General features: G+C 73.8%; 25 protein-coding genes and 1 riboswitch. Of the genes, 20 read left to right on the top strand and 5 right to left on the bottom strand.

All coding sequences use genetic code 11. From position 1 onward, the window contains the following. Positions 1 to 40 precede the first annotated feature (40 nt). Positions 41 to 157: riboswitch (SAM riboswitch) on the top strand. Between the two features lie 247 nt (positions 158 to 404). Together ACZ4VL_RS14145 and ACZ4VL_RS14140 are read left to right on the top strand one after the other, a co-directional pair. Beyond that, positions 405 to 1826 carry an aminotransferase class V-fold PLP-dependent enzyme gene (locus ACZ4VL_RS14145; RefSeq protein ID WP_468199549.1) on the top strand — a complete coding sequence of 474 codons (1422 nt, stop codon included), beginning with the start codon at positions 405 to 407 and terminating at the stop codon, positions 1824 to 1826. A 13-nt stretch (positions 1827 to 1839) separates the two neighbouring features. Then, positions 1840 to 2430 carry a ferredoxin family protein gene (locus tag ACZ4VL_RS14140; RefSeq protein WP_468199547.1) on the top strand — a complete coding sequence of 197 codons (591 nt, stop codon included), beginning with the start codon at positions 1840 to 1842 and terminating at the stop codon, positions 2428 to 2430. Between the two features lie 51 nt (positions 2431 to 2481). On the opposite strand, the gene ACZ4VL_RS14135 is transcribed toward ACZ4VL_RS14140, so the two are convergent. Both ACZ4VL_RS14135 and ACZ4VL_RS14130 read right to left on the bottom strand, forming a co-directional pair. Beyond that, a complete protein-coding gene (locus ACZ4VL_RS14135) occupies positions 2482 to 2763 on the bottom strand; it encodes an Lrp/AsnC family transcriptional regulator (protein WP_468199545.1) in 282 nt (93 codons plus the stop codon). Then, positions 2760 to 3482: a rhomboid family intramembrane serine protease gene (locus tag ACZ4VL_RS14130; RefSeq protein ID WP_468199542.1), complete on the bottom strand. Its 723-nt coding sequence runs from the start codon at positions 3480 to 3482 to the stop codon at positions 2760 to 2762. Before ACZ4VL_RS14130 ends, ACZ4VL_RS14135 begins: the two co-directional genes overlap by 4 nt. Before the next feature lie 127 nt (positions 3483 to 3609). Here ACZ4VL_RS14130 and ACZ4VL_RS14125 point away from each other — a divergent pair, with 127 nt between their 5' ends. From ACZ4VL_RS14125 to ACZ4VL_RS14095, 7 genes are all read left to right on the top strand, one after another. Continuing rightward, positions 3610 to 3849 carry a hypothetical protein gene (locus ACZ4VL_RS14125; RefSeq protein ID WP_385823629.1) on the top strand — a complete coding sequence of 80 codons (240 nt, stop codon included), beginning with the start codon at positions 3610 to 3612 and terminating at the stop codon, positions 3847 to 3849. 41 nt (positions 3850 to 3890) lie between these two features. Continuing rightward, positions 3891 to 5255, top strand: coding sequence for an NYN domain-containing protein (locus ACZ4VL_RS14120; RefSeq protein WP_468199634.1), 1365 nt, complete (start codon positions 3891 to 3893; stop codon positions 5253 to 5255). A gap of 271 nt (positions 5256 to 5526) precedes the next feature. Then, positions 5527 to 6552, top strand: coding sequence for a C40 family peptidase (locus ACZ4VL_RS14115; protein ID WP_468199540.1), 1026 nt, complete (start codon positions 5527 to 5529; stop codon positions 6550 to 6552). Positions 6553 to 6794: 242 nt separating this feature from the next. Beyond that, positions 6795 to 7850, top strand: coding sequence for a C40 family peptidase (locus ACZ4VL_RS14110; protein ID WP_468199538.1), 1056 nt, complete (start codon positions 6795 to 6797; stop codon positions 7848 to 7850). A 33-nt stretch (positions 7851 to 7883) separates the two neighbouring features. Next, complete coding sequence (locus tag ACZ4VL_RS14105; RefSeq protein WP_468199536.1) at positions 7884 to 9101, top strand: hypothetical protein; 1218 nt, start codon at positions 7884 to 7886, stop codon at positions 9099 to 9101. A 66-nt stretch (positions 9102 to 9167) separates the two neighbouring features. Further along, on the top strand, positions 9168 to 10310 hold the full coding sequence (locus ACZ4VL_RS14100; protein WP_468199534.1) for a glycosyltransferase family 4 protein: 1143 nt from the start codon (positions 9168 to 9170) through the stop codon (positions 10308 to 10310). Between the two features lie 402 nt (positions 10311 to 10712). Further along, positions 10713 to 12329: a GMC oxidoreductase gene (locus tag ACZ4VL_RS14095; protein ID WP_468199532.1), complete on the top strand. Its 1617-nt coding sequence runs from the start codon at positions 10713 to 10715 to the stop codon at positions 12327 to 12329. 52 nt (positions 12330 to 12381) lie between these two features. On the opposite strand, the gene ACZ4VL_RS14090 is transcribed toward ACZ4VL_RS14095, so the two are convergent. Then, a complete protein-coding gene (locus ACZ4VL_RS14090; RefSeq protein ID WP_468199530.1) occupies positions 12382 to 14178 on the bottom strand; it encodes an AMP-dependent synthetase/ligase in 1797 nt (598 codons plus the stop codon). A 229-nt stretch (positions 14179 to 14407) separates the two neighbouring features. Here ACZ4VL_RS14090 and ACZ4VL_RS14085 point away from each other — a divergent pair, with 229 nt between their 5' ends. The 6 genes from ACZ4VL_RS14085 (at position 14408) to ACZ4VL_RS14060 (ending at position 19620) form a co-directional block, all read left to right on the top strand. Continuing rightward, positions 14408 to 15202 (top strand): metallophosphoesterase family protein, encoded by a 795-nt coding sequence (locus ACZ4VL_RS14085; protein ID WP_468199528.1) that lies wholly within the window; start codon positions 14408 to 14410, stop codon positions 15200 to 15202. 106 nt (positions 15203 to 15308) lie between these two features. Next, the gene (locus ACZ4VL_RS14080; RefSeq protein WP_361088349.1) at positions 15309 to 15758 is read left to right on the top strand and encodes an SRPBCC family protein; all 450 of its coding nucleotides are present in this window, start codon (positions 15309 to 15311) and stop codon (positions 15756 to 15758) included. A gap of 5 nt (positions 15759 to 15763) precedes the next feature. Beyond that, positions 15764 to 16987 (top strand): ArsA family ATPase, encoded by a 1224-nt coding sequence (locus tag ACZ4VL_RS14075; RefSeq protein WP_468199526.1) that lies wholly within the window; start codon positions 15764 to 15766, stop codon positions 16985 to 16987. A gap of 156 nt (positions 16988 to 17143) precedes the next feature. Next, a complete protein-coding gene (locus ACZ4VL_RS14070; RefSeq protein WP_468199524.1) occupies positions 17144 to 17629 on the top strand; it encodes a DUF5304 domain-containing protein in 486 nt (161 codons plus the stop codon). A 61-nt stretch (positions 17630 to 17690) separates the two neighbouring features. Continuing rightward, on the top strand, positions 17691 to 18632 hold the full coding sequence (locus ACZ4VL_RS14065; protein ID WP_468199522.1) for an ROK family glucokinase: 942 nt from the start codon (positions 17691 to 17693) through the stop codon (positions 18630 to 18632). A 106-nt stretch (positions 18633 to 18738) separates the two neighbouring features. Beyond that, positions 18739 to 19620: an endonuclease/exonuclease/phosphatase family protein gene (locus ACZ4VL_RS14060; protein ID WP_468199521.1), complete on the top strand. Its 882-nt coding sequence runs from the start codon at positions 18739 to 18741 to the stop codon at positions 19618 to 19620. Between the two features lie 81 nt (positions 19621 to 19701). Here ACZ4VL_RS14060 and ACZ4VL_RS14055 read toward each other — a convergent pair whose 3' ends face one another. Both ACZ4VL_RS14055 and ACZ4VL_RS14050 read right to left on the bottom strand, forming a co-directional pair. Continuing rightward, positions 19702 to 20280 (bottom strand): hypothetical protein, encoded by a 579-nt coding sequence (locus tag ACZ4VL_RS14055; RefSeq protein WP_468199519.1) that lies wholly within the window; start codon positions 20278 to 20280, stop codon positions 19702 to 19704. Next, positions 20273 to 21055 (bottom strand): alpha/beta hydrolase, encoded by a 783-nt coding sequence (locus ACZ4VL_RS14050; RefSeq protein ID WP_468199517.1) that lies wholly within the window; start codon positions 21053 to 21055, stop codon positions 20273 to 20275. The genes ACZ4VL_RS14055 and ACZ4VL_RS14050 overlap by 8 nt, the downstream gene beginning before the upstream one ends. Before the next feature lie 168 nt (positions 21056 to 21223). Here ACZ4VL_RS14050 and ACZ4VL_RS14045 point away from each other — a divergent pair, with 168 nt between their 5' ends. The 5 genes from ACZ4VL_RS14045 to ACZ4VL_RS14025 all read left to right on the top strand — a co-directional run bounded on the left by ACZ4VL_RS14045 (position 21224) and on the right by ACZ4VL_RS14025 (position 25528). Then, positions 21224 to 21955, top strand: a complete 732-nt coding sequence (locus ACZ4VL_RS14045; protein ID WP_404241741.1) for a lysophospholipid acyltransferase family protein — start codon at positions 21224 to 21226, stop codon at positions 21953 to 21955. Between the two features lie 85 nt (positions 21956 to 22040). After that, entirely contained in the window at positions 22041 to 23246 is a 1206-nt protein-coding gene (gene macS / locus ACZ4VL_RS14040; protein ID WP_468199516.1) for a MacS family sensor histidine kinase, read from the top strand. Between the two features lie 77 nt (positions 23247 to 23323). Continuing rightward, positions 23324 to 23968: a response regulator transcription factor gene (locus ACZ4VL_RS14035; RefSeq protein ID WP_361088584.1), complete on the top strand. Its 645-nt coding sequence runs from the start codon at positions 23324 to 23326 to the stop codon at positions 23966 to 23968. A gap of 165 nt (positions 23969 to 24133) precedes the next feature. After that, positions 24134 to 25162: a 6-phosphofructokinase gene (locus ACZ4VL_RS14030; RefSeq protein WP_468199514.1), complete on the top strand. Its 1029-nt coding sequence runs from the start codon at positions 24134 to 24136 to the stop codon at positions 25160 to 25162. A gap of 78 nt (positions 25163 to 25240) precedes the next feature. After that, complete coding sequence (locus tag ACZ4VL_RS14025) at positions 25241 to 25528, top strand: hypothetical protein (RefSeq protein WP_468199512.1); 288 nt, start codon at positions 25241 to 25243, stop codon at positions 25526 to 25528. The last annotated feature ends 6 nt before the right edge of the window (positions 25529 to 25534 follow it).

The following is a 25534-nucleotide window of genomic DNA, read 5'->3' as shown; positions in this document are numbered from 1 at the left end:
GTCTTGCGCGTGCCGGATCCTGTGGCAGGATGACTGACCAGGTCACGAGTGACAGCGTTTTGGCCCCGGCTTGCTGTCCGGCAACCCTCCTTCCGTGGCGGGGTGCCCCGGGTGATGACCAGGCCGCGGGCAGCGAGGTCCGCGGCAAGCGCGGATCCCTCGACACCAGGGGTCCTGGTCCTCGAGGAGCGTTTTCCGTGAGCAAGCGAATGCGATAGGGCGGCTCCGCCCCTTCTCCACCCCTCGGACCAGGGTCCCTTCCCCGCGCGTACCCGGGCAGCCGCGTACGCCCCGGCCCGACCCGTGCTCCGAGGCATTCCCCGTTCCCCGGCCGGCCGCTGCGCCGTACCCGCGGACGGGTGACATCCGAAGCCGTTCCGCCCTGCCCGCCGGGAGATTCCGCCATGTCCGCATTCCTGAACGCCGCCCCCGCCGTCGCCGCTTCCGCCGCCCCCGTCACCGCCGCTTCCGCCGTCACCGACGCCGACGGCGCCGCCTGTGCCGGGCCGCTCCCGGTCCTCGGCCGCGACGTCACCGTCCCGCTCGTCACCGGCGGCGAAGTCACCTACGCGGCCCTCGACTACGCCGCCAGCGCCCCCGCCCTCCAGCGCGTCTGGGACGACGTCGCCGCGTACGCCCCGTACTACGGCAGCGTGCACCGCGGGGCGGGCTACCTCTCGCAGCTCTCCACCGACCTGTTCGAGCAGAGCCGGGCCGCGGTCGCCGCGTTCCTCGACTGCCGTCCGGCCGACCAGGTGGTCTTCACCCGCTCCACCACCGACTCCCTCAACCTGCTCGCCTCCGCCCTGCCCGCCGACTGCCGGGTCTTCGTCTTCGAGACCGAGCACCACGCCTCGCTGCTGCCCTGGGACGACGCCCGTGTCACCTACCTCGACGCGCCGCGCACCCCGGACGAGGCCGTCGCCACCCTGGAACGGGCCCTCGCCGACCGCGACCCCCACGGCCCGGCCCTCGTCTGCGTCACCGGCGCATCCAACGTCACCGGAGAGCTGTGGCCGGTGCGGGAGCTCACCGCCGCCGCGCACGCCCACGGCGCCCGGATCGTCCTCGACGCCGCCCAGCTGGCCCCCCACCACCCCGTCTCCGTGCGGGACCTCGACGTGGACTGGGTGGCCTTCTCCGGGCACAAGCTGTACGCGCCCTTCGGCTCGGGCGTGCTGGCCGGCCGGGCCGACTGGCTCCGGCAGGCGCAGCCGTACCTGGCCGGCGGCGGGGCCTCCCGTACCGTCGCCCGCCGCGCGGACGGCGGCGTCGACGTCGAGTGGCACACCACGGCCGCCCGGCACGAGGCCGGATCCCCCAACGTCATCGGCGTCTACGCCATCGCCTCCGCCTGCCGCGCCCTGACCGAGGCGGGCTTCGACCGGCTCGTCGCCCGCGAGCACGAGCTGATCGCGCGGGTCCGCGCGGGCCTCGCGGACGTCCCGCAGGTCCGGATCCTCTCCCTGTTCGGGGACGACGCCCCGCGCGTCGGTGTCCTCTCCTTCGTGGTGGAGGGCTGGAACAGCTCCCACTTCGCCGCGGCCCTGTCGGCCGAGTACGGCATCGGCGTCCGCGACGGCCTGTTCTGCGCCCACCCGCTGGTGCGCACCCTGCTCGGCAGCGCCCCGCAGGAGCCCGGCGCGTGCGGGGCCCCGGAGGCGGGGCCGGGGGAGAGGTCGCTGAACGCGATCCGGGTGAGCTTCGGCGCCGGCACCCCCGACGAGCACGTGGAGCGGTTCGTCCGCGCGGTCCGGGAGCTCGTCACCGAGGGTGCCCGGTGGCAGTACCGCACGGAGGACGGCCGCTGCGTCCCCGCCGTGTGACAGGCTGGCGGCCATGACGCACACGCCGTACTGGGATCCGCTGCCGACCGTCCGGGCAGCCGCCGGACACCCGCTGCCGCAGTGGACGCCCGGCTGCGGTCTCGTCGCCGCGGACCGGTCGGCAGCCGAGCCCGGCCGGTGGGAGAAGCGCAGCCGGCGGGACGTCCCCGGGCCGTTCTACGCGGCCGACACCGACACCTGCTGGACCGGGCGGCTGTGCGCGCCCGGTCACGTGATGTACGACGACGAGTACGGTCAGGAGTTCGTCTACCGCCAGCCGCGCACGCAGCAGGAGACTTACGACCTGCTGTGCGCCGCGGAGTGCGACCCCTTCGCCGGATACGGAGCCGACGGGGACGCGCACTGGACCCCTGAGCTGGTCAGGGACTGGTGGCGGGAACGGGAACGGGTCCGCGAGTGGGCGGCGCGCATCGAGCGCGCCTGGTCCGTGTCCCCGCACGAGCAGGAGCGGGAGGCGGCCGGCGGGGCGCGGGCCTACCTCGCCCACATCGACGGGGACCTCGCGGACCACCTGCGCGGCTACCTGTTCTGGCTGGCCGAGCGCCGGCCGGCAGGGCCCGGCGAGGCCCTGCCGCGGCTCTGACGCCGGGAGCGGCGAGGAACGGCGACGCGGCGACGGGCGGCGACGCGGCGGCTAGTTGTCCAGGCCGATGGCGAAGGCCGCTTCCAGGTCGTGCTGGGAGTAGGTGCGGAACGCCACGTGCGTGTCCGTCGCCTCCACGCCCGGGATCTTGCTGATGCGGCCGGGGATGATGTCCGCCAGGTTCTCGTGGCGGGCCACGCGCACCAGGGCGATGAGGTCGTAGGTGCCCGTGACGGAGTAGACCTCGCTGACGTTGTCCAGCGCCGCGATGGACTCGGCGATCTCGGGGATGCGGTCCACGCTGGTCTTGATGAGCACGATCGCGGTGATCATGGCTGGCTGTCTCCCTCGGTGGCCGTCGCTGGTCGCCTCACTCTAGTCGTACGCCGGTAGCGCACCCATGCGTGGACGAAGCCGAGGGAGAAGCCCACCAGGTGCGCCAGGTACGCCACCCCGGGCCCGCTGCCCGCCCGGTGCGCCGCCACCCACTGCAGGGCGAACCAGAACAGCAGGACGAGCCATGCGGGCAACCGCAGCGGCAGGAAGAACAGGAAGGGGAACAGGCTCGTCACCCGGGCGCGCGGGAACAGGTACAGGAACGCCCCCAGCACGGCCGAGATCGCACCGGACGCCCCGACCAGCGTCTCCCCGGAGGCGGCGTTGGCCGCGGCGTACGCCGCGAGCGCGAGGTAGCCCGTGCAGACGTAGAAGCAGAGGAAGGCCGCGCGGCCCATCCGCTCCTCGGTCATCGCCCCGAAGACGTGCAGGAAGAGCAGGTTGCCCAGCAGGTGCAGCCAGCTGCCGTGGACGAACAGGGCGGTCAGCGGGGTCAGCAGGGCCCGCACGGACCCCCCGAACAGTTCGTCCGGGACCACGCCCCAGTGCCGGAAGTACGCGGTCCCCGTCTCCAGCAGCTGATCACCGGTCCCGTACGAGGGGTTCAGGCCCGAGGCCGGACCGAGGAGGAACACCGCGCAGCAGGCGGCGATCAGCGCATGGGTGACCACCGGGCCCCGGGCGGCCGCGCGCAGGGTCCGCCACTTTACGATCATGCGATTGAGCATGACCCGACCGGCCCCTTCCCACGCCCCGGCAGGCCGTAGGGTTACGTGCTGCGGTCCGCCGATTCCTACGGACGGCGGCTTTAATTGAAAGAGCTACGAAGGAGAGTGCGGCCTGATGACGGTTCCCCTGCCGACCGATGGCACCCGGTGGCGTTGCACCCTGTGCGGCAACCTCACGCGTTTCGACGTCACTCGTTCGTCGAAGGTCGTGGAGTACGTCCACCTGGATCTCGCCGGAGAGCCCAAGGTCGAGGAGCGCGAGGTGGTCAGTGAGACCATCGAGTCGGTCCGCTGCCGCTGGTGCAACGCGGTGGACCAGATCGAACTTGTGGACAGGCCGGGCGCGGACTCCTGACGGAGCCGCGCCCCACCGAGAAGACACGGTAGGGGTGACGGATTGTGGAGCCAGGAAGCGGCGCTGACCCGGCCGATGCGGCCGACGCCGCCGCCGAGGTGCTCGACCGCCCGCTGCCGGAGGGCGTGCGGCGCCGGGTCGTCGCGCTCGTTTCGGACGCCTTCGGCGCCCTGACGGTCGCGGACCTGCCGGGACAGCTGCGCCAGTACGCCCGGTTCACCCCGAGCCGGCGCGCCAAGTTCGCGGGCAACGCCATGGCCGCGGCCGTGGAGACGGACGCCGTCTTCCGCGGCCGCGTCGCCGAGAAGGTGCGCGAGGCCCAGGCGGAGCTGGCCGGGGCGCTGGAGTCCGGCGCCCCGCCCGCGGCCGCCGACCCGCTGGACGTGGCCGCCGCCGCGTACGTCCTGCGGCCGCCGGGCTGGGCGAAGCTGGTGTCCGCCGCCGGTGAGGAGGCGCAGCGCGTCGACGCCGAGCGGGCGGACGAGGAGGCCCGGCGCGAAGCGGACCGGCTCCGCGAGGAGCTGGCCCACGTACGGGAGCTCCAGCGGCACGGCGGCGAGCAGGTGCGCGGCGAGCTGGAAGCGGCCCGGAAGGAAGCGGAATCGCTTCAGCGCAAGCTGCGCAGCGCCCTGAGCGACGTCAAGCGGGGCGAGGCGGCCCTGCGCAAGCTCACGGCTGAGATCGAGGGGATCCGTGCCGAGGCGGCCGGGCAGGTGGCGGCCGCCGAGAGCGAGGCGCGCCGGCTCAAGTCCCGGCTGGCGGAGGCCGAGGCGGCGCTGGAGACCTCCCGCCGGGCCGTGCGCGAGGGCCGCAGCGTCGAGGACATGCGGCTGCGGCTGCTGCTGGACACGGTGCTGGACGCGGCCCAGGGGCTGCGCCGGGAACTGGCGCTGCCACCGGTGTCGACGCGGCCCGCCGAGACGGTGGACGCGGTGGAGCCGGGCCGGATGAGCCCGAAGGACATCGCGGCCCGGGCACTGTCGGAGACCGATCCGGCGCTGCTGGACCAGTTGTTGGCGCTGCCTCAGGTGCACCTCGTCGTCGACGGCTACAACGTGACCAAGACCGGCTATCCGACGATGCCGCTGGAGAAGCAGCGGCTGCGGCTCCTGGGCGGGCTGTCGATGCTGGCCGCGCAGACCGGCGCGGAGATCACCTGCGTCTTCGACGGGGCGGAGCTGGCCGCGCCGGTGCTGCTGGCGCCGCCGCGCGGGGTGCGGGTGCTGTTCTCCAAGCCGGGCGTCACGGCGGACGAGCTGATCCGCCAGCTGGTGCGCGCGGAGCCGCCGGGCCGGCCGGTGGTCGTGGTCTCGACGGACCGCGAGGTGGCCGACGGGGTGGCGAAGGCCGGAGCCCGACCCGTAACGTCCGCTTTGCTCCTGAAGCGGCTTTCGCGCGTTTCCTAACTCCTCGGCGTAATGCCCGATTTGGTCACGCCGTTGGGGAACGTACCGTCAACTCGCCGGTACGGAGCGTGCGCTGAAGGTAAAGAACCTGGTCGGGGGCCGGGTTTTTTCCGGAGGGGATTTGAAGTGATCAAGCGGGGGTCACTAGGGTCTGGTCAAACCTTCGTGCGGTAGATCACCCATTCGGGGTGTCGGCGGGGGTGTCGCCGGCTTGCGCGCGCGTGACGCGCCGCGCCCCTCTCCCGGCGGTGCGAGTAAAGGAGCCCGGCTCGTGGCGTCCCACCGTCGACCCAAGCAGCCGGGCCGCGCCCGCGTGACCGTGCTCACCGCCACGGCCGCCGCAGCCGTCGCCCTCTCCGCGCACAGCGCCTCCGCCGCGCCCGACCAGCCGAGCAAGGACGAGGTCAAGGCCAAGGTCGACGCCCTCTACGAGGAGGCCGAGCAGGCCACCGAGAAGTCCAACCAGGCCAAGGAGCGCCAGGAGAAGCTGGAGAAGGAGATCAGCCAGCTCCAGGACCAGGTCGCCCGCGGCCAGGAGGAGCTCAACCAGCTGCGCTCCACGCTGGGTTCGATGGCCAGCGCCCAGTACCGCACCGGCGGCATGGACCAGTCCGTCGCCCTCTTCCTCTCCGGCGATCCCGAGACCTACCTCGACAAGGCCTCCACCCTCCAGCAGCTGACGGGCAAGCAGGTCGAAGCCGTCCAGAAGATCCAGGCCAAGCAGCGCAGCCTCGCGCAGCAGCGCCAGGAGGCCGCCGGCAAGCTCGCCGACCTCGACGCCACCCGCAAGGAACTCGGCGAGAAGAAGAAGGCCTCCCAGGGCAAGCTCGCCGAGGCCCAGTCCCTCCTCAACACCCTGACCGCGCAGGAGCGCCAGCAGCTCAAGGACGAGGACAGCCGCGCCGGCCGGGCGGACGCCGCCAGCGCCGACCTCGGCAACGTGAAGGCCTCCGGCCGGGCCGGCGCCGCCCTGGCGGCCGCCAAGACCAAGCTGGGCTACGCGTACGTCTCCGGCGCCACCGGCCCCAGTGCCTTCGACTGCTCCGGGCTGACGCAGTGGGCGTACAGGCAGGCCGGTGTGAGCATCACCCGCACCACCTGGACCCAGGCCGAGGAGGGCACCCGCATCCCCCTCAGCGAGCTGCAGCCCGGCGACCTGGTGTTCTTCTACTCCGACCTGCACCACGTCGGCCTGTACGCGGGGAACGGCATGACCCTGCACGCCTCGAACCCGCGCGGCGGCATCAAGTACGAGAAGATCAGCTACATGTCGCCCCAGTTCGGCGTCCGCATCTGACCGCGGTCCCCGACCGCCCGGCACCGTCCCACACCGCCCATCCGGGCGAATTCCACGGCCCCGCCCTGACCCCGCGCCCCGCCCATGACCTGCGTCTGGGGCGGGGCGCCGGCACGTGCGGCCCGCGACGGTCGTTGGTCGGCGGGTAGCCGCGCGGCTACTGTCTGCCAGCGCGGAACCCGGCACACGGCCGTCCACGGGGGACGGACCCGGTCCCGCGCAGCGGAAGGGAGCGGTTCCGCATGGCGTCCCACCGCCGGTCCGGACCCGGCAGCCTCGACCGGCACACCAAGGTCGGCCTCCTGACCGCGGCCGCCGCGGCGGCCACCGCCGCCGCCATCACCGCAGTGCCCGCCATCGCCGCACCGGCCCTGCCGAAGGAGCCCTCGGCGAGCGTCCGCGCCCAGGTCGACCGCCTCTTCGAGGAAGCCGAACGGGCCACCGAACGCTACAACGAGGCGGGGGAGCACGCCGACAGGCTCCGCACCGAGATCGGCCGCGCTCAGGACCGGCTGGCCCGCGGCCAGGAGCGCATCAACACCATGCGCGGCCTCCTCGGCGCCTTCGCCGGAGCCCAGTACCGCTCCGGCGGCATCGACCCCGCCGTCGAGCTGATGCTGTCCGAGGACCCCGACGAATACCTCGACAAGGCCGCCACCCTGGGCCGGCTGACCGACCGCCAGACCCGGCAGCTCGACGAACTGCGCAAGGAACAGCGCAAGCTCGGCCAGGAGCGCAGCGAGGCCGCGCGGGGGCTCGCCGAACTCGAAGCCGTACGGGCCGACGTGGCCCGGCAGAAACGCGCCGTCACGGCCAAGCTCGCCGCGGCCCGGCAGCTGCTCAACGCCATGCCCGCCGAGGAACGCGCCGACTTCGAGCGGGCCTCCCGCTCCGACGGCCGCGCGGACGCACTGCCCGACCCGTCCGCCGGCGGCTTCCCCGGCCCCTCCTCCGGCCGCGCCGCGGCGGCCGTGCGGGCCGCCCGCTCCGTCGTGGGACGGCCCTACATCTGGGGCGCCACCGGCCCCTCCGGCTTCGACTGCTCCGGGCTGATGGTGTGGTCGTACCGGCAGGCCGGCGTCTCCCTGCCGCGCACCTCGCAGGCCCAGCGGTACGCCGGCCGCCGCGTCCCGCTGTCCGAGGCCCGGCCCGGGGACCTGGTGACCTACCGCTCCGACGCCAGCCACGTCGGCATGTACGTCGGCAACGGCCAGGTCGTGCACGCCCCCTACCCCGGGGCCCGGGTCCGCTACGACCCCGTCGGCATGATGCCGGTGTCCTCCGTCACCCGCCCCTGAGCGGAGCCCCGGCCGCGGCACTAGGATCGGCGGATGCCCCCGCGCCGCCGAGCCGCCGCACCGCGGCAGCTGCCGCCGGTGGTGTTCCTGCTGCTCTGCGGGCTGGTGGGCGGGCTGCTCGCCGGCTGCACCGCGCCCGCGTCCGCGCCCGCGCCGGGCGAAACCGCCCACACCGCCCACACCGCCCACACCGCCGACACGGCCGGCCGCGCCGACCGCGACGTCCGCGCCGCCGTCGCCGCCTGGTCCCGGCAGCCGCCCGCGCAGCTCGCCGGGATCCCGCTGGAGGGCTGGGCCTACGAGGTCACCGGCGTCCGGCAGGACGGAGCGCGCGCCACCGCCACCGCCGAGCTGCGCTACCGGCTCGCCGGCCACGACACCGCCGCGGCCGGCTCCGCCCGCGAGGTGCGGCTGGGCCTGACCGGCGGGCAGTGGCGGGTCACCGGCGACGCCCCCGCCCCCGGCGCCCCACCGCAGCTGTGGGACCAGGGGCCGGTGGCCGTGGTCCGGGGCGCACACAGCCTCGTCCTCGGCACCGGGCAGGACGCCCCGACGCTGTCCGCGATCGCCGCCGAGGCCGACCGGGCGGTGCCCGCGGTGAACGCCGCCTGGCCGCGGCCCTGGGCCGGGCGGGTCGTCGTGCTCGTCCCCGCGACGGTGGACGCGATGGCGGCGCTGCTCGGGCGGCCGGTCGCCGAGTACCGGGGCATGGCCGCCGTCACCACCGCAAGCGTCGGCGGCGGCCCCGCCCCCGCCGACCGGATCGTCGTCAACCCCCAGGGCTACGCCGAGCTCACCGCCGAGGGCCGGGCCGTCGTCCTCACCCACGAGGCCACCCACGTCGCCACCCGCTCGGCGACCACCGCCACGACCCCGCTGTGGCTCTCCGAAGGCTTCGCCGACTGGGCGGCGTACCGCGGCACCGACCCCGCCCCCGAGCGCGCCGCACCCGCCCTCGGCCGTGCGGTCCGTGCCGGGCGACCGCCCGCGCAGCTGCCGCGGAACGAGGAGTTCGCCTTCGGCGCCGACCCCGAAGCGCTGTCCCGGGCGTACGAGGGCGCCTGGCTGGCCTGCCGGCTCGTCGCACGGCGGTGGGGGGACGCGGCCCTCGTCGACCTGTACGTCCGCGCGGGCCGCGAGCCGCTCCCGGCCGCCCTGCGGGATGCCCTCGGCACGGACGGGCCCGCCCTGACGGAGGCCTGGCGGCAGGCCCTGCGGGCCGACCTCGGCTCCGCCGCCCAGACACCCTAGGGCGCGCGGCCGCAGGGGCCCGGGCCGTGAGGGGCCCGCGGGGCCGTCCGGTACTGTCGGCAGGCGATGCACAAGACGCTGATCGTGACCAACGACTTTCCGCCGCGCCCGGGCGGCATCCAGGCCTTCCTGCACAACATGGCCCTGCGCCTGGACCCCGAGCGGATCGTCGTCTACGCCTCCACCTGGAAGCACAGCGCCGAGGGCCGCGAGGCCACCGCCGCCTTCGACGCCGAACAGCCCTTCCAGGTCGTGCGCGACCGGACGACCATGCTGCTGCCGACCCCGCGGGTCACCCGCCGGGCGGTGGGGCTGCTGCGCGAGCACGGCTGCGAGTCCGTGTGGTTCGGGGCCGCCGCCCCGCTCGGCCTGATGGGTCCGGCCCTGCGCCGGGCCGGGGCGCGGCGCATCGTGGCGACCACGCACGGCCACGAGGCCGGCTGGGCGCAGCTGCCGGCGGCGCGGCAGCTGCTGCGCCGGATCGGCGAGGGCACGGACACCTTCACCTACCTGGGCGAGTACACGCGCTCCCGGATCGCCTCGGCGCTGACCGGTGCGGCGGCGGACCGGATGGTCCAACTGCCGCCCGGCGTGGACGAGAAGACCTTCCACCCGGAGTCGGGCGGCGACGAGATCCGCGCCCGGCTCGGGCTCTCGGACCGACCGGTCGTCGTGTGCGTCTCGCGGCTCGTGCCGCGGAAGGGACAGGACACCCTGATCCGGTCCATGCCGCAGATCCTGGCGGCGGTGCCGGACGCCGTGCTGCTGATCGTCGGCGGCGGGCCGTACGAGGCCGACCTGCGGAAGCTGGTCGGCGAGACGGGGGTCGCGGACTCGGTGGTCTTCACCGGCCCCGTCCCCTGGTCCGAGCTGCCCGCCCACTACGGGGCCGGCGACGTCTTCGCCATGCCGTGCCGGACCCGGCGGGGCGGGCTGGACGTGGAGGGGCTCGGGATCGTCTACCTGGAAGCCTCGGCCACCGGTCTGCCGGTGGTCGCGGGGGACTCCGGCGGGGCGCCGGACGCGGTGCTGGACGGGGAGACCGGGTGGGTGGTCCGGGGCGGCGACCCCGGGGACGCGGCGGACCGCATCGTGGCCCTGCTCCGGGATCCGGAGCTGCGGCGGCGAATGGGGGAGCGGGGCCGTGCGTGGGTGGAGGAGCGGTGGCGGTGGGACCTGCTGGCCGACCGCCTCCGCGCGCTGCTGTAGCCGCGCCGCCGTTTCCGCCGGCCGCTGGGTTGTTGGATGCGGGGCCGCCGGCCGCCGGGTGCGGGTGCCGCTGCGCGCAGCCGTTCCCCAGTCCCGCCCCTTCCCGAAACCGGGGCTCCGCCCCGGACCCCCTTCGCCTCAAACGCCGGCGGGGCCCGAGGACCGGGCGCTGCGCGCCCGGTGCGCTCAAACGCCGCGCGGGCTGCATCGTCCAGCCTCGCCCGCGTTTGAGCCGCGGGGGGCTGGGGGCGGAGCCCACGGTTTCGGGAAGGGGCGGGGTGGGGGCGGCTCCGCGCAGCGGACGGCGCGACGCCGGGGCGGTGTCGACAGAAGGGACTGTCACGGTTGATCGTGGCTGCGCCGGGTATGGGCGGAAGGTCTGCTTCCGCCCATCATGCGGGCATGAACCCCCACCTGACGCGCCGTCACTTCCTGGGCATCGGCGCATTCCAGACCGCCGCAGCCCTCGGCTTCACCCGCATCGGCCTCGGCTCCGCCGCCGCGGCCGAACCCCCCGCCGCGCAGTACGCCCCCGCCATCGTCGTCGGCTCCGGCTACGGCGCCGCCGTGGCGGCCCTCCGCCTCGGGCAGGCCGGCGTCCGTACCGTCGTCCTCGAAATGGGGCGGCTGTGGAACACCCCCGGCCCCGACGGCAAGGTCTTCCCCTCGACCTCCGCCCCCGACCACCGGTCCATGTGGTTCCGCACCCGCACCGAGGCCCCGCTCGCGACCTTCCTCTGGCTCGACGTCGTCAACCGGGACATCAGCCCCTACCCCGGCGTCCTCGACCGCGTGCACCACGGCGACATGTCCGTCTACGTCGGCCGCGGCGTCGGCGGCGGCTCCCTCGTCAACGGCGGCATGGCGCCCACGCCGCGCCGCTCCTACTTCCAGGAGGTGCTGCCCCGCGTCGACGCCGACGAGATGTACGGCACGTACTTCCCGCGCGCCCGCGCCATGCTCGGCGTGAACGACATCGACCCGGCCTGGTTCGAGTCCACCGACTGGTACCGCTTCGCCCGCGTCTCCCGCAAGCACGCCCGCAACACCGGCCTGCGGACCGTGTTCGTGCCCAACGTGTACGACTTCAGGTACATGCAGCGCGAGGCGGCCGGCACCGTCCCCCGGTCAGCCCTGGCCGGCGAGGTCATCTACGGCAACAACCACGGCAAGAAGAGCGTGGACAAGACCTACCTGGCGGCCGCCCTCGGCACCGGGAACGTCACCGTCGAGACCCTGCAGCGCGTGGTCGGCGTACGACAGGAGCCGGACGGGAGCTACGTGCTCACCGTCCACGGCAGCGACCTGTCCGGGCGGGTCACCCAGGTCCGCGAACTCGGCTGCCGGCAGCTCTTCCTCGGCGCCGGCAGCCTCGGCACCACCGAGATCCTGGTGCGGGCCCGCGAACGCGGCACCCTGCCCGCGCTGAGCGAGAAGGTCGGCCTCGGCTGGGGCCCCAACGGCAACGTCATGACCGCCCGCGCCAACCACCTGTGGGACACCGTCGGCGCCCGCCAGGCCACCATGCCCGCCCTGGGCATCGACGACTGGGACAACGCCGCCCACCCCGTCTTCGCGGAGATCGCCCCGCTGCCGATGGGCATCGAGCACTGGGTCTCGATGTACCTGGCCATCACCAGGAACCCCGAGCGCGGGCACTTCACGTACGACGCGGCCTCCGACTCGGCGCGGCTGCAGTGGCGGCGCGAGCAGAACGCGCCCGCCGTGGCCGCCGCGAAGAGCCTCTTCGACCGGATCAACCGGACCAACGTCACCATCTACCGGTACGACCTGTTCGGCGGGAACAGGCCCTTCGCCGACGACTTCACCTACCACCCCCTCGGCGGCTGCGTCCTCGGCGAGGCCACCGACGACCACGGCCGCGCCAAGGGCCACCGGGGGCTGTACGTCGTCGACGGCTCGCTGGTCCCGGGATCCCTCGGCGTGAACCCGTTCGTCACCATCACCGCCCTCGCGGAACGCAACATGGCCCGGATCCTCGCCGAGGACCCCCGCTGACGCGCAGCGGGCGGACCGGCGGGGACCCGGGCCAGGGGCCGGGGCCGGGCGCTCAGGAGGTGTAGAGCGCCTCGATCTCGTGCGCGAAGTCCTTCGCCACCACGTTGCGCTTCAGCTTCAGCGACGGCGTGATGTGGCCCGACTCCTCCGTGAACTGGGAGGGCAGAATGCGGAATTTCCGCACCGATTCCGCCTTGGAGACCGCCGCATTGCCGTCGTCCACGGCCTTCTGGACGGCGGCGATGAGGTCCGCGTCCTCGCGCAGGTCCGCCGCCGTCGAGCCGGCCGGCTTGCCGTTCTCCGCGGCCCAACGGCCGAGGAACTCCTCGTCGATGGTGACCAGCGCCGCCACGAAGGGCCGCGCGTCGCCCACCACCATGCACTCCGCGACCAGCGCGTGCGCCCGGATCCGGTCCTCGATCACCGCGGGGGCGACGTTCTTGCCGCCCGCCGTGACGATGAGCTCCTTCTTGCGGCCGGTGATGGTGAGGTAGCCGTCCTCGTCGAGGGTGCCGACGTCGCCGGTGTGGAACCAGCCGTCGGTGAGCGCATCGGCGGTCGCCGCCTCGTTCTGCCAGTAGCCCTGGAAGACCTGCTCGCCGTGGAGCAGCACCTCGCCGTCGTCGGCGATCCGCACCACCGAGCCGGGCAGCGGCTGCCCGACCGAGCCGATCTTCGGCCGGTCCCACGGGTTGAACGCCGTCGCCGCGCAGGACTCCGTCAGGCCGTAGCCCTCCAGCACCGTGAAGCCGATGCCGCGGAAGAAGTGGCCGAGGCGCTCGCCCAGCGGCGCGCCGCCGGAGATCGCGTACTCGCCGCGCCCGCCGAGGACCGCGTGCAGCTTGCGGTAGACCAGCTTCGAGAACAGCTTGTGCTTCAGCCGCAGGCCGAAGGACGGGCCGGCCGGGGTGTCCAGCGCCCGGCTGTACGCGATGGCCGTCTCGGCCGCCGCGTCGAAGATCTTGCCCTTGCCGTCGGCCTGGGCCTTGGCGCGCGCCGAGTTGTAGACCTTCTCGAAGACCCGGGGCACGCCGAGGATCAGCGTCGGCCGGAAGGACTGGAGCTCGTCCGTCAGGTTCTTGATGTCCGGTACGCAGCCCAGGCGGATCGGCGCCAGCACGGCCGCCACCTCCACCAGGCGCCCGAAGACGTGCGCGGCCGGCAGGAACAGCAGCACCGAGCACTCGCCCGTGCGGAACAGCGGGCTCAGCCGCTCCACCACGTTGCCGCACTCGGCGAAGAAGTTGCGGTGGGTCAGCACACAGCCCTTGGGACGGCCGGTGGTGCCCGAGGTGTAGACGATGGTGGCCGGGTCGTCGGCGTTCGCCAGCGAGCTGCGCTCGTCGACCTCGGCGTCGGAGATCCCGGCACCCGCGGCCTTCAGCGTCTCCGCGGCGCCCTGCTCGATCTCCCAGACCTCGCGCAGCTCCGGCAGCCGGTCGCGCAGCGAGGCCACGGCCTCGCTGTGGCCCGAGCCCTCCACGACCACCGCGACGGCCCCGGAGTCACCGAGGATCCACTGGATCTGCTCCGGCGAGCTGGTCTCGTACACGGGCACGGTGACACCGCCCGCGGTCCAGATCGCGAAGTCGATCAGCACCCACTCGTAGCGGGTGCGGGAGATCAGGCCCACCCGGTCGCCGGGCCGCACACCGGCCGCGATCAGGCCCTTGGCGGTGGCGCGGACCTCGGCGAGGAACTCCTTCGCCGTGACGTCCTCCCACCGGCCGTCGGCCTTGCGCCCCATGACGGCGGTGTTCGGATGCTGCGCTGCGTTGCGGCGGATGAGATCCGTCAGGTTCCCGTCCGACGGGACCTCGTACAGGGCCGGAAGGCTGAACTCGCGCAAGACAACTGCTCCTCTGGGCGCCATCGCCACCGTGTGGACCGACCGGACGTTACCCACCGGTAGTGGGTTCCCGATAGAGGGAACCGGCCAGATGTTCCGTGCGTCACATGACGCGGCACTGCCCTGCCGACATTAGTCGACCCAGTCAACGACTCGGAAGTAACCGCAGGTAGGACCCCTGGTGCCACCCCCTCTACCCGCGCCCGTCCGGCCCCCCTAGGGTGGCCTCATGGGTGGGAGCACAGGTGGCAGGAAAAGCGGTACGCGCGTTCACGTCGTCAGCGACGTCCACGGCAACACCGAGGCGCTCGCACGCGCCGGGGACGGCGCCGACGCGCTGATCTGCCTCGGCGACCTCGTCCTCTTCCTCGACTACGCCGACCACTCCCGCGGCATCTTCCCCGACCTCTTCGGCGTCGAGAACGCCGACCGGATCGTCGAGCTGCGCACCGCCCGCCGCTTCGAGGAGGCCCGCGCCTTCGGCCGCCGGCTCTGGCAGGGCCTGGACCGGGAACGCCTGATCGAGGAGGCGGTCCGCCGCCAGTACGCCGAGATGTTCGCCGCGTTCCCGCACCCCACGTACGCCACCTACGGCAACGTCGACATGCCGGGCCTGTGGCAGGAGTACGCCGGCGCCGGCACCACCGTCCTCGACGGCCAGCGCGTCGAGATCGGCGGCCGCGTCTTCGGCTTCGTCGGCGGCGGCCTGCCCTCCCCCATGCGCACCCCCTACGAGGTCGACGAGGAGGAGTACGCCGCCAAGGTCGAGGCCCTCGGCGAGGTGGACGTGCTCTGCTCGCACATCCCGCCGGAGGTCCCCGAGCTCTGCTACGACACCGTCGCCCGCCGCTTCGAACGGGGCAGCGAGGCCCTGCTCGCCGCGATCCGCCGGACCCGGCCCCGGTACGCCCTCTTCGGGCACGTGCACCAGCCGCTGGCCCGGCGGATGCGGATCGGCGGGACGGAGTGCGTGAACGTCGGACACTTCGCCTCGACCGGAAGGCCCTGGGCCATGGAGTGGTGACCTCCGCACGCACGGTAGCCTGCACGCGGCGGCCGCAGGCCGCACACACCCCCGAAATCCCCCAGCTGCCGCTGGGAGGTGCCCCAGTCCTGGAGGAGCGACCGCGATGGCGGAACACACCAGCTCGAGCATCACGATCGACGCGGCGCCGGCCGACGTCATGGCCGTGATCGCCGACTTCGCCCGCTACCCCGAGTGGACCGGTGAGGTGAAGGAGGCCGAGGTGCTGTCGACCGACGCCCAGGGCCGCGCGGAGAAGGTCCGCCTCCTCCTCGACGCCGGCGCGATCAAGGACGACCACACCCTCGCCTACACCTGGAAGGGCACCGACGAGGTCAGCTGGACCCTCGACAAGTCCCAGATGCTGCGCCAGCTCGACGGCTCGTACCGGCTGGCACCGGTCGACGGCGGCACGCGCACCGAGGTCACCTACCAGCTGACCGTGGACGTCAAGATCCCCATGCTCGGCATGATCAAGCGCAAGGCCGAGAAGGTCATCATCGACCGGGCCCTGGCCGGACTGAAGAAGCGCGTCGAATCGACCGGGTCGGCCTGATCCACGTGCGCACCCTGCTCGTCACCGGCCCCGGCGGCGCCGGGCGGACCACCGTCGCCGCGGCCACCGCGGCCGCCGCCGCCCGGGCCGGGAAGCGGGTGCTGCTGCTGTCCGGCGACCCCGCGTCCTGCAGCGGCCCGGCGGACCCCGTCACCGCCCTGGTCGGGGAACCCGCCGGGGAAGCCGTCGAGGTGGCCCCCGGACTGACCGCGGTGCCCGCCGACGGGATCCGGGTGGCCCGCGTCGACTCCGGCGGGGAGTTCCGCGCCGAGCTCGCCGCCCTCCAGGAACGCGGCTCCGCCCTCCTCGGCATGCTCGGCTCCCGGCCGCTCGGTGCCGAGGAGCTCACCGAACTGCCCGGCGCCGAACAGTTCGCCCTGCTGCGCGCCCTGCGCCGGGCCGCCGCAGCGCCCGACACCGACCTCGTCGTCGTAGACCTGCCCCCGCTGCACCAGGCCCTGGCAGCCCTGGCCCTCCCCGGGCAGCTGCGCCGCTACCTGGCCCGGCTGCTCCCCGCCGAACGGCAGGCCGCCCGCGCCCTGCGCCCCGTACTCGCCCAGCTGGCCGGCGTCCCCATGCCCGCGCAGTGGCTGTACGAGGCCGCCGCCCGCTGGGACGAGGAGCTGGCCGCCGTCCAGCGCGTCGTCGAGGCCGCCACCACCACCCTGCGCCTGGTCGCCGAGCCCGGCCCCGCCGCCGACACCGCCCTGCGGACCGGGCTGGTCGGCGCCGCCCTCCTGCAACTGCCCGTCGACGGGATCGTCGCCAACCGCACCGTGCCGCAGGGCTCGCCCGACCCCTGGCTCGCCGGGCTCGCCGCCGAGCAGGAGAAGTACGCCGCCCAGTGGGCCGCCGACACCGGCCGGCCCGTGGTCCCGCTGCCCCACCTCGGCCGAGCCCCCCGCGGCCCCGAGGACCTGGCCCGGCTCGCCGGAGCCCCCGGGCTCGCACCGGACGACCCGCCGGCCCGCCGCGACTGGGCAGTCGAGGACCGGATCGCCGAGGACGGGGTACTCGTCTGGGCGGTTCCGCTGCCCGGCGCGCACAAGCGCGACCTCGACCTGGTCCGGCGCGGCGACGAACTGCTGATCGCGGCCGGCCCGTACCGGAGGATCGTTTCCCTGCCCTCCGCGCTGCGCCGTTGCACCGTCACCGGCGCCGCCCTCACCGACGGCGCCCTGCGGATCCGCTTCACCCCCGACCCGGCGCTGTGGCCGCGCCGGCCCTGAACGGCGTACCCCCGTTCGGGTAACGTCGAAAGCAGTACACGACGAGCGCGTACGCGCGACGCAGTACCGAGCCGTACGCCACCCGTACCCACCGCACCACACCACATCGCACCTCACCGCACCGCACGTCCCGCAGCTGCCGCAGGAGAGTCCGCCATGAGCGAGGCCACCGACCGTCCCGCCGACGACGACGCCTGGGCCGAGGCCTGCGCCGAGGACCTCGCCGCCGAGCAGGAGCGCCGCCGCTCCCGGCACGACGGCACCGGGTCCGGGTCCGGGTCCGGGACCGGAACCGCCGCCGAGGAACTGTTCAAACTGTTCGAGGCCGTCGCCGACAAGGTCTCCGCCCTGAACAACCCGCTGCTCGGAGCCACCGCCCAGGGCGCCGTGCGGCAGATCGTCGACCAGGCGAAGGCAGCCGCCAAGCCCGTCGTCGAACGCAACCCCGAGGTCTTCGGCCACCTCGCCGCGGCCGGATCCGAGCTCCTCGCCGCCTACCGCTCGGCCGTCGAAGGCCACGAACGCCGCTGGACCCGCGGCGACACCACCCCGGGCGACGGCCCCGACCGGCCCGCCGGCGACGGCTCCGACCCCCGGGACGAGGGCGGAACCGGCCCGTCCCAGCGCATCGACCTCGACTGAGACGGCACCGCCCTCGGGTACGGTTGGCCGTGGCGGGGTTTGACCGGAAACCGAGGGACTAATGGGACTCACCATCGGCGTCGACATCGGCGGCACGAAGATCGCGGCCGGCGTGGTCGACGAAGAGGGCACCATCCTTGAGACGTACAAGGTGCCCACCCCGCCGACCGCGGACGGCGTGACCGACGCGATCTGCGCCGCAGTGACCGAAGTCAGCAGCAACCACACCATCGAGGCCGTCGGCATCGGCGCCGCCGGATACGTGGACGACAAGCGCGCGACCGTACTGTTCGCGCCGAACATCAACTGGCGGCACGAGCCGCTCAAGGACAAGGTCGAGCAGCGCATCGGCCTGCCCGTCGTCGTCGAGAACGACGCGAACTGCGCCGCTTGGGGCGAATACCGCTTCGGCGCCGGCAAGGGCCACGAGGACGTCATCTGCATCACCCTCGGCACCGGCCTCGGCGGCGGCATCATCATCGGCAACAAGCTGCGGCGCGGCCGGTTCGGCGTGGCCGCCGAGTTCGGGCACATCCGGGTCGTCCCCGACGGCCTGCTGTGCGGCTGCGGCAGCCAGGGCTGCTGGGAGCAGTACGCCTCCGGGCGCGCCCTCGTCCGGTACGCCAAGCAGCGCGCCAACGCCACCCCCGAGAACGCGGCCCTGCTGCTCGCCCTCGGCGACGGCACCCCCGACGGCATCGAGGGCAAGCACATCAGCGAGGCCGCCCGCCAGGGCGACCCCGTGGCCGTCGACTCCTTCCGCGAACTGGCCCGCTGGGCCGGCGCCGGCCTCGCCGACCTGGCCTCGCTCTTCGACCCCTCGGCGTTCATCGTCGGCGGCGGCGTGTCCGACGAGGGCGACCTCGTCCTCGACCCGATCCGCAAGTCCTTCAAGCGCTGGCTGATCGGCGGCGCCTGGCGCCCGCACGCGCAGGTGCTCGCCGCCCAGCTCGGCGGCAAGGCCGGACTCGTCGGCGCGGCGGACCTGGCCCGGCAGGGCTGACCCGCCCGGCGGGGCCGACCCCGCCGCACGGCGCACGCCAGCGCCCGCACACCCGGCCCGCCGCGCCCCCTGGGGCACGGCGGGCCGGGTGGCTATGTTGCCGGGTATGGACCTGACTTCGCGTTCGCGTTCGCGTTCTCGTCTGCCCGCCCGGCCCGTGCAGCCCGCCGCCCCCGCGCTGCCGGACCTCCCCGAGTCCCGTACCGAGGCCGACGGCTCCGCCGTCATCCGCGTCCTCAGCTACAACATCCGCTCCCTGCGCGACGACGAGGACGCGCTGGCCCGGGTGATCCGCGCCTGCGCCCCCGACCTGGTCTTCGTCCAGGAGGCCCCGCGGTTCTTCCGCTGGCGCAAGCACGCGGCGCGGCTGGCCGCCACATGCGACCTGGTGGTCCTGTCGGGCGGGGCGACCGCCGCCGGCCCGCTGCTGCTGTGCTCGCTGCGGGCCTTCGTGGAGCGGACCGAGGACGTGCTGCTCCCGCTCACGCCCGGGCTGCACCGGCGGGGCTTCGCCACCGCCGTGGTCCGCTTCGGCGGCGCCAGGGTCGCGGTGCTGAGCGCCCACCTGCCGCTGGACGCGGGGGAGCGGCTGGCGCACGCGGAGGAGCTGCTGGTGCGGCTCGGGGCCGCCGGTGCGCCGTACGGGATCGCGGCGGCGGACGTGAACGAGACCCCGGAGGGGCCGGCCTTCCGGCGGCTCGCCGGGGCACTGCAGGACTGCCGGGCCGTCGCCCCGTGGGGCGGGGAGCACACCTTCGTGCCGGGGGGCCGGGGTGGCGGCCGAGCCGGCGGCGGTGGCCGTGGTGGCGGGGCGGGGCGGCGGATCGACGCGGTGTTCGCCACGCAGGGGGTGGAGGTGCTCGGGTGTGGCGTGCCGGTGGGGTTGGACGGCGTGGTGGAGGCGGATCTCGCTGCGGCGAGCGATCACTTGCCGGTGCTGGCGGTGGTGCGGCTGCCGGTGGGTGCGCCGCGGGCCGCGGGTGGTTGATCGCGCAGTTCCCCGCGTCCCTGGTGGGCGTCCCTGTGTGGTTGAGCGCGCTGGTCCCCGCGCCCCTTTGGGGCGCGGGGGTCAGACCACTGCGCCTCGGCCCGGGTCGTCGTCTTCGTCGTCGCCCTGTTGCATGCGGGCGATGAGGGTGGCGAAGCCTCCGAGGAAGCCGCCGATGCACAGCGTCGTCAGCCACCAGGTCATGTCCCACTGCAACAGCACCGCCACCAGCAGCAGCACCGGCCCGCCGACCACCGCCAGCCACGCGAACTTCGCCGTCGTGTCAGCCGGCGGCAGCTCCGGCTCGGGCTGCACGAAGTGGCCCTCGTCCGTTTCGTCGGCGTCGTCCGGGTCGGCCAGCGCATGGTCCCGGGGGCCGGGCCCGCCGAGGCCGACGCCCGGGGCGAACACCACCGAGCTGCCGAGCGGCGTCGGCGGGGCGTCCTCCTTCGGCGTCTTCGGCGTCTTCGGCTCTTCCGAGTCCTTCGGCTGCAGCGGCTCCACGTCCTCCTCCGGCAGCATCAGGTTCTCGATCGGGCGGAACGGCCGCGCGCCCGGCGGGTCGGGCGGCTCCTGCCCGTACCCGGCGACGATCGCCGCCCACGCCGCTTCCTCGTCCAGCGGGGGTACGCCCCCCGGGGACTCCTCGTGTTCAGCCACCGCTGGCCGCCCCTTCCCTGCCGACGACGCCCTGTGCGATCCGTCCGACGAACGCGTAGCTGTCCTCGAAGATCCGCTCCGCGTCGTAGTCCAACGTCGCCACGTGGTAGCTCTGTTCCAGCAGCGTCTCGCTCACGTCCGTGGACGAGATCCGCGACAGGATCCGCGCCGAGTCGACCGGCGGGACCACGTGGTCCTGCGGGCTGTGCAGCAGCAGCACCGGCTGCGTCACCTGCGGCAGCTCACCGTCCACGAGCCGCAGGAACTCCCGCAGCGAGTGCGCGGCACGGGTCGGGACCCGGTCGTAGCCGACCTCCTCCGAGCCCGGCTTGGCGATGTCGCTCGCTATGCCCGGCGTCGACCGCACGAAGTGCTTGGCCACGGGAAGGGCGAACGCCAGCGGGTCGTGGACCTTGTTGGCCGGGTTGACGAGCACGATGCCGCTGATGGCGTCCCCGTGCTTCGCCGCGAGCCGCAGGGTCAGCGCCCCGCCCATCGACAGCCCGAACACGAAGACCCGGCCGCACCGGTCCAGCAGCTCCCGCAGCGCCCGGTCCACCTCCGCGTACCAGTCCTGCCAACCGGTCAGCTGCATGTCCTCCCAGCGCGTCCCGTGCCCCGGGAGCAGCGGCAGCGATACGGTCAGCCCCCGCTCGGCGAGGTACTCGGCCCAGGGGCGCAGCGACTGCGGGGAGCCGGTGAAGCCGTGGCAGAGCAGTACGCCGACCTCTCCGCCCTCGTGGCGGAACGGCTCGGCTCCAGGGAGGACGGGCACCGGGGTCTCCTTCGTCAAGGGGGGCATGGGGGTGCGTAGCGCTGTGTGACTTCACCGTACGCGACCGGAGTGGCACCGACCAGGGTCGTCGGGCGCCCTCGGCGCGGGCCACGGGTTAAGGTCTGTTCGACAGGACACAGGAAGGCTTTCGAGTTGATCTACGGCGCAATGAAGTTCTCCATCGGGGGCTCCCTGAAGCTCGCCTTCAGGCCTTGGGTGGAGGGCCTCGAGAACATTCCCGCCGAGGGGCCGGCGATCCTGGCGAGCAACCACCTGTCCTTCTCGGACTCGTTCTTCCTGCCGGCCGTCCTCGACCGGAAGGTGACCTTCATCGCGAAGGCCGAGTACTTCACCTCCCCGGGCGTGAAGGGCAAGCTGACGGCCGCCTTCTTCAAGGGCGTCGGCCAGCTCCCGGTGGACCGCTCCGGCGCGCGCGGAGCCGGCGAGGCCGCGATCAAGAGCGGCATCGAGGTCATCGAGCGCGGGGAGCTGTTCGGTATCTACCCCGAGGGCACGCGTTCACCCGACGGCCGCCTCTACCGCGGCAAGCCCGGCGGCCTGGCCCGGGTGGCGCTGGCCACCGGCGCGCCCGTGATCCCCGTGGCGATGATCGACACGGAGAAGATCCAGCCGCCCGGCAAGGTCGTCCCGAAGCTGATGCGCCCCGGCATCCGGATCGGCAAGCCGCTGGACTTCAGCCGCTACCAGGGCATGGACGGCGACCGCTTCATCCTGCGCTCGGTGACCGACGAGGTCATGTACGAGATCATGAAGCTGTCCGGCCAGGAGTACGTCGACATCTACGCGACGGCGGCCAAGCGGCAGATCGCCGACGCCGAGAAGGCCGAGAAGGAGGCGGCGAAGGCCGCCAAGGCCGCCACGGACAAGAACGCGGAGTAGCGGAGCCGGCACGAGCGGGCCCGGCCCCCGGCCGGGCGGCCCGGCCGGCGGCGAACGGGGCGGGACCGCCCGCAAGGGGTGGGGGATGGCGAAACGCGAGCGCGTCGTGCGCATGTCGGTGGAGCAGCCGCTGTGGCGGGCGCTGACCGCCTACCGGCTGATCACCATGGTCTACGCGGTCCTGCTGTTCGCCTCGGCGTACCGCGACTTCGACCGGCCCTGGATCGCGGCCGGCTACCTCGCCGTCCTCGCCGCCTGGACCCTGGCCACCCGGCGCAGGGTGGCCGGCGCCGCCGTCTGCACCAAGCGCTTCCTCGTCGCGGACCTCTCCGTCGCCCTCGTCGGCATCCTGCTGACCCCGCTCGCCGACACACACGTGCGGATCACCGCGGGCGGCCCCACCCTGCCGACCATCTGGACCGCGGGCGCCGTCCTCGGCTTCGCGCTCAAGGGCGGCTGGCGGTGGGCCTGCATCGCGTCGAGCTTCGTGGCCGCCGCCAACATCGTCCAGCGCGGCGAGCCCACCCGCGACACCGTGCACAACGTCCTGCTGGTCTGGGTCGCCTCCGTCGCCATCGGGTACGTCGTCGAGGTCGCCCGGGCCAGTGAGGCCACCCTGGCCCGCGCCCTGGAGATCGAGGCCGCCACCCGCGAGCGCGAGCGCCTCGCCCGCGACATCCACGACGGGGTCCTCCAGGTCCTCGCCATGGTCCAGCGGCGCGGCACCGAGCTGGGCGGCGAGGCCGCCGAACTCGGCAGGATGGCCGGGGAACAGGAGGTCGCCCTGCGCACCCTGGTCTCCAGCGGGCTGGTGCACACCTCCCGGGTCTCCCGCGACGAGTCCCTCGGCGCGCTGGTGGACACGTACGAGGTGGACGAGTCCGCGGACGAGGGCGAGACCGACCTGCGGACCCTGCTCGCCCCGCACGCCGGCGCGAAGGTCAGCTTCGCCGAGCCGGGCACGCCCGTCCTGCTGCCGGCGGCCCCGGCACGGGAGCTGGCCGCCGCCGTCGGCGCCGCCCTGGACAACGTGCGCAAGCACGCCGGCGAGGGTGCCCGCGCCTGGATCCTGGTCGAGGACTGGGGCGACGAGGTGATCGTGACCGTCCGCGACGACGGCCCCGGCATCCCGGCCGGCCGTCTCGACCAGGCCGAGGGCGAGGGGCGGATGGGCGTGGCCCTGTCCATCCGCGGCAGGCTGCGCGATCTCGGCGGCACCGCCGAGCTGGTGTCCGTCCCCGGGCAGGGCACCGAAGTGGAACTGAAAGTACCCAGGGGGAGGACCCAGTGACCCAGCCGATCCAGGCAACCCAGGCGACCCGCCCGACCGGGCAGGACGAGCAGCACGACCTCGGCGAGATCAAGGTGATGGTCGTCGACGACCACCCGATGTGGCGGGACGCGGTCGCCCGCGACCTCGCCGCCGCCGGCTTCGACGTGGTCGCCACCGCCGGCGACGGCCCGGAGGCCGTGCGCCGCGCCCGCGCGGCCGCACCCCACGTCCTGGTCCTCGACCTCAACCTGCCCGGGCTGCCCGGCGTGCAGGTCTGCAAGGAGCTCGTCGGCGCCAACCCCGCCCTGCGGGTCCTCGTGCTGTCCGCGAGCGGCGAGCACGCCGACGTCCTCGAAGCGGTCAAGTCCGGCGCCACCGGCTACCTGATGAAGTCCGCGGGCGCCCAGGAGCTGATCGACGCGGTGCGCCGCACGGCCGCCGGCGACCCGGTGTTCACGCCGGGCCTCGCCGGGCTGGTCCTCGGCGAGTACCGGCGGCTGGCCACGGACCCGGTGCCCGCCGCCCCCGACGAGCCGACCGCCCCGCGGCTGACGGACCGGGAGACCGAGGTGCTGCGGCTGGTGGCCAAGGGGCTGTCGTACAAGCAGATCGCGGAGCGGCTCGTCATCTCCCACCGCACGGTGCAGAACCACGTCCAGAACACCCTGGGCAAACTCCAGTTGCACAACCGGGTGGAGCTCGTCCGGTACGCGATAGAGCGCGGGCTCGACGACGCGTAAGCGGTGCCGTACGTCGTACTTACGTCCTCGTACGAGTGAACGGGCGGACGCAACGCCTCGCAATTCCACCGGAATTGCCCCTCCCGGAGCCCTTGATGTGACCTGTGTCACCACTAGCGTGACCGTCATGCGGGCCTGTGCGGCCCCGTGGCGAAGGGAGATCCCATGAAGGTCGGAGTGCTGACCGGCGGCGGCGACTGCCCCGGGCTCAACGCGGTCATCCGGGCCGTCGTCCGCAAGGGCGTACAGGAGTACGGCTGCGAGTTCGCCGGCTTCAAGGACGGCTGGCGCGGGGCGGTCGAGGGGGACGTCGTCCCCCTCGGCATCCCCGCCGTCCGCGGCATCCTGCCGCGCGGCGGAACCATCCTCGGCTCCTCGCGGACCAACCCGTTCAAGCAGCAGGACGGCGTCCGCCGGATCAAGGACACCCTCGCCAAGCACGAGGTCGAGGCGCTCATCGCGATCGGCGGCGAGGACACCCTCGGCGTGGCCGCCAAACTGTCCGGGGAGTACGGCGTCCCCTGCGTCGGCGTGCCGAAGACCATCGACAACGACCTGTCGGCGACCGACTACACCTTCGGCTTCGACACCGCCGTCGGCATCGCCACCGAGGCCATCGACCGGCTGCACACCACCGCCGAATCGCACATGCGGGTCCTGGTCGTCGAGGTGATGGGCCGGCACGCCGGCTGGATCGCCCTGCACTCGGGGCTCGCGGGCGGCGCCAACGTCATCCTCATCCCCGAGCAGCGCTTCGACGTGGACCAGGTGTGCGCCTGGGTGACCTCCCGGTTCAAGGCCAGCTACGCGCCGATCGTGGTCGTCGCGGAAGGGGCCATGCCCACGGACGGGGAGATGGTGCTCAAGGACGCCACCACCGACTCCTTCGGGCACGTCCGGCTGTCCGGCGTCGGCGAGTGGCTGGCCAAGGAGATCGAGGGCCGCACCGGCAAGGAGGCCCGGACCACGGTGCTCGGCCACATCCAGCGCGGCGGCACGCCGAGCGCCTTCGACCGGTGGCTCGCCACCCGGTTCGGCCTGCACGCCATCGACGCCGTCCACGACGGCGACTTCGGCACCATGGTCGCCCTCAAGGGCACGGACATCGTGCGCGTACCCCTGGCGGAGGCGACGGCGAAGCTGAAGACGGTGGACCCGGCGCTCTACCAGGAGGCCGGCGTGTTCTTCGGCTGAGCCGGGCCGCGGGCGCGGGCGCCGGTGAGGGCGCAGGGCGGTGGGGGTATGTCCACGGCCACCCCCTAGAGTGCGGCCGTGGACATACCCGTTGTGGGCCGCTGGCTACTGCTGGCCCTTGCCCTGCTCCAGTTGGTGTTCTCCGTCCGGGACCTGCGGCACGCGCTGCGCGCGGGGGCCGGAGAACGCGTCGACCGGTGGCTGGCCTTCGCCGACCACGTGGTGGGCGTGCCGGCCTGCACCGCCCTCGCCTTCGGCCGGATCGACCTGTTCCTGTACCTCATGCTCGCGGCGGGCCCGGTGATCGTCTGGCGCTTCACCCGCAGCCTCCGCGCCCGCCGCCCCCGACCGGCCCGACCGCTCTAGCCTCGA

It is taken from the genome of Streptomyces sp. NPDC029014 (genome assembly GCF_055564695.1).
This window is presented reverse-complemented; position numbering and strand designations above follow the sequence as displayed.